Genomic DNA, 3,742 nt, shown 5'->3' with positions numbered 1-3,742 from the left:
AGGGGCCCCGCCGGGCCGCGGGCGGGCCGGGCGCCGTCGCCCGGGTGCCGACCCGGCCGGCTGGCCCTGCCGCGGGCGGGAGGAGGGGCGCTCATACCGCTGGATGAGCGCGCGCCGGGTGCGTATCGGTCAGCGGGCGGATTTGGTGGGTGCCGGCGCCATCTACCTTTTAGTTCATGAGAACGAAAATGATTCACAATAGGGCTGTCGTTCCACTGGCGGCCGTGGCTGCCGCCTGCCTGCTCGCGTCGGCATGCGCCGTCGGCGGCGCGGATTCGGCGCCGTCGGGAGGCCGGACGGCCCCCGTTCCGGTTGATGCGTCGGACAGTCCGCCCGTGCCCGCGGGACTGGAGGCCTTTTACGGGCAGAAGCCCGATTGGCACAGCTGCGACGACGACGCCGCCTTCCAGTGCGCCACCGTGAAGGTGCCCCTGGACTATGACGCTCCCGCAGGGAAGACGATCAGCCTGGCGGTGAAGAAGCTGCCCTCAACCTCAGGAAACCCGATTGGCACGCTGCTGACCAATCCGGGCGGTCCCGGAGGCAGCGGATTGGAGTACGTGTCGCAGGAGGGCGTGTTCTCCGACGCGCTGCGAGCCGGCTACGACATCCTGGGCTTCGACCCGCGCGGTGTGGGCGAGTCGACGCCCCTGACCTGCCTGAGCCCGCAGGAGATCGAGGAGGCGGCGCGCGGCGCCCTTGAGGCCGGTGAGCCGACCCCGGCCGCACAGCCCCAGGAGGACACCGCGCAGGAGGAAATGGCGGCCGAGAGCGCGCAGGACTCCGAGCAGGCGGCCGCGGAGCTGGCCGCCAGGTGCGAGCAGTACTCACCCGTCCCCGAGATCATCGATCACATGGACACCGCCTCAGTGGCGCGCGACCTGGACGTGCTACGAGCGCTCTCGGGCGACAATCGCCTGCACTACCTCGGCACCTCCTACGGCACCTACTTGGGGGCCCGCTACGCCGAGCTGTTCCCGGAGAACGTCGGGCGCATGGTGCTGGACAGCGCCCAGGACCCCGCGCAGGAGAACGCCGACAACGTCGTGCAGCAGGCCGAGGCCATTGAGAAGAGCCTGCACGCCTATGTGGAGCACTGTCAGGCCGGCACGGATTGCCCGCTCACCGGCGGCGTCGCCTCGGGTGTGGAGCAGATCGGGCAGCTGATCCAGCGGGCCACCGCCACGCCCCTGCCCAGCACCGTGGGTGAGGACGTGGACGGGGAGACGCTGACCAGCACGCTGGTGGACCTGATGTATGACAACAGCGCCTGGGACCTTCTCACCGCGGCCCTCACCCCGGCGATCAACAACGGTGACGGCACCGCGCTGGCAGTGATCGCAAACCCGGATCTGGTCGATGCGGAGGCAGACCCCGCGGAACTGGCTCAAAAGCAGGCGCGGGAGGCAGCGAACCAGTACGCCATCAGCGCCGTCGACTGCCTGGACTACCCGGTGCGGGGCGATGAGCCGCAATGGGACGCCCAGGCAGAGGAGATCAAGCGGGTGGCACCCATCCTGGGCGAGGGCCTCGGATACGCGGATGCGTTCTGCCAGGGCTGGGGGCATCACACCGATCACCAGCCCGGACAGATCCGCGCAACGGGGGCCGCGCCGATACTCGTCGTCGGCATAACCGGCGACCCGGCCACCCCGTACCAGTGGTCCCAGGCCCTGGTCAAGCAGCTCGACTCCGCCCGCCTGCTGACCGTCCAGGGCAACGGGCACGGCGCCTATATGCGCAAGGGCGAATGCGTGGACAACGCAATCGACGCCTACCTGCTGCGCGGGGAGCTGCCGCACAAGGACCTGACCTGTGCCGAGCAGGTGCAGCAGTACTGAGGGCGTACACGCCGCAAGGCGGGCACGGGAAGACCCCTGGCCCGCCCCGGGTGGGCCAACGCATGCAGCCTGAATCCAGAATGAAAGCGAGCCAGCAAATGACTAAAACCGATCCGACCGCATGGTCCCTGTCACGTCGTTCCGCCGTCGCCGCCATGGGTGCGGCCCTCCTGCTGCCCCTGGCCGCCTGCGCCGGCTCACCGGGTGCGGGAAGCAGGACGACGACGCCGAGCCCGTCCGCTCCCGATCCTGGCGCGGGGGCGGTAAACCCCCTCGGCTCTCTGACCGGCACGCCGTCGTTGTCCGCCGAGCAGTACGAGACGATGGTGGAGGGCATCGCCAACTGGGTTACGCGCGCCTGGCCGCTCATGGGGCCGGTGTGGCCCGGGGTTGACTACACCCGGCACCGGATCGTCGCCCTGCAGGTGGATGAGCAGTTCAAGGCCACCCGGGCCTGGGTGATTTCCACCGCGGGGCACCGGGAGCTCAAGGCCGCCGAGTTTGCGGACATTGAGCCGCCGTCCTCATACGGCAAGGTGGAGTTCGAGGGGCAGCCGTCGATCACCCTCAACCTGGGGCAGGCCGCGGCGGCCAGCAATGGCCCGGGGCACGGTGAGGAGACGACGGCGAGCGGGAACGCCACGCCCTCGATCACCGCGACCGGTTCGTCCGCCCCCACCGCGGATCTGACTGACCCGGCCACCTTCGCCTTCGCCCTGATGACCCACGAGCTGGTGCACTTCTACTACCAGGGCGAGATCAACGTCTCTGCCTCAAGCAGTCGGGACACTCCCTACCCGTACCAGGCCCGTCCGCGCACACTGCGGCGCATGCTGCTGGACCGCCTGCGCCTGGCCGCCACCGATCCTGGCAAGCGCGCCGAGCACCTGGGACACGCCCGCCACTGGCTGGACACCTGGAAGTCGGAGTTCGCCCAGGAGGCGCAGGACATCCACCACTACGACATCGCCGAGGGCGTGGCCCGGTACGTGGAGTACATGGCCCTGTCCATCCAGGCGGACCAGTCCGCGGAGCAGTTGCAGGCGCGGCAGGCCCCGCTGCTGCAGGAGGAGTCGCTGGATGTGTCGGTTGACGTGGAGTCCTACGCCTTCGGCTTCGTCACCGGGGTGCTGCTGGACGCCACCAGGCCGGGCTGGAAGAGCGGCTTCTACGCCGGCGGCAAGACGCTCACCGAGCTGCTCCTGGAAGAGGTGAGCCCTGTGCCGGAAGACATCGATCCCGCGGTCAGTGGCAAGGTCGATGAGCTGATCAAGGAGTCCGAGGAGTACACCGGCCCGGACATCAGGAAAATCGACGCCGCCGAGGCGGACACCTCCGTGGCCTACTTGCGTGTGCACGAGTACGGGGAGATCGGGTACGGGGGCTCCTTCGCCTACAAGGACAAGGTGGTGCTCACCACCACCATCCTGGTGCTCGACGGTGAGGGGCACAACCTGCAGGTGCTCGGGGTGCCTAGCTTCACCGGCCCGGACCGGGAGGTGCTGACCATCCCCCTTGTGGGCGCGCCCCACAGCTATGCCAATGGCGTGCTGATGGTTGACGGGGAGGAGATCACCGGGACCATCAAGGCCGAGAAGGCCATCGAGAGCGGGAGGGAGGTGTTCATCGCGAAGTGACGGACGGTAGTCGAGCGCTGTGCGTACTGCCCTGACGCTGCTAAAAAGGGGGATACAAGAGGCTCGACTTCCGACGTGTGTGCGCCCGCATCCTGACGGTTCGTGTTTGGGGCTGTGCTGTCGCGGCGGTTCGTATGTTCTGGCCGGCGGTTCGCGGGCACTGGTTGACGGTTCGTACCTGGTGGTGACGGTTCGTACGTTCCGGTCGACGATTCGTACCTGGTGGTGACGGTTCGTACGGTAGGGGTACTGTGCTGTCTCCAC

At 68.4% G+C, this 3,742-nt stretch carries 3 protein-coding genes; all 3 read left to right on the top strand.

Going from position 1 to position 3,742, the window contains the following annotated elements:
* The coding region (locus tag GZ997_RS12440) for a hypothetical protein (protein WP_203234076.1) at positions 1-202 on the top strand (202 nt) is incomplete at its 5' end.
* Between the two features lie 133 nt (positions 203-335).
* Complete coding sequence (locus GZ997_RS07050; RefSeq protein WP_237564248.1) at positions 336-1,841, top strand: alpha/beta hydrolase; 1,506 nt, start codon at positions 336-338, stop codon at positions 1,839-1,841.
* Between the two features lie 98 nt (positions 1,842-1,939).
* The gene (locus tag GZ997_RS07045) at positions 1,940-3,478 is read left to right on the top strand and encodes a hypothetical protein (RefSeq protein ID WP_162679390.1); all 1,539 of its coding nucleotides are present in this window, start codon (positions 1,940-1,942) and stop codon (positions 3,476-3,478) included.
* Positions 3,479-3,742: the final 264 nt, after the last annotated feature.

Source organism: Actinomyces sp. 565 (assembly GCF_010365615.1).
Taxonomy (GTDB): Bacteria; Actinomycetota; Actinomycetes; order Actinomycetales; family Actinomycetaceae; genus Actinomyces.
This window is presented reverse-complemented; position numbering and strand designations above follow the sequence as displayed.

Excerpts from the sequence above, each read along its gene's own strand:
- GZ997_RS07045 (WP_162679390.1), top strand. The coding sequence starts at position 1,940 with ATGACTAAAACCGATCCGACCGCATGGTCCCTGTCACGTCGTTCCGCC.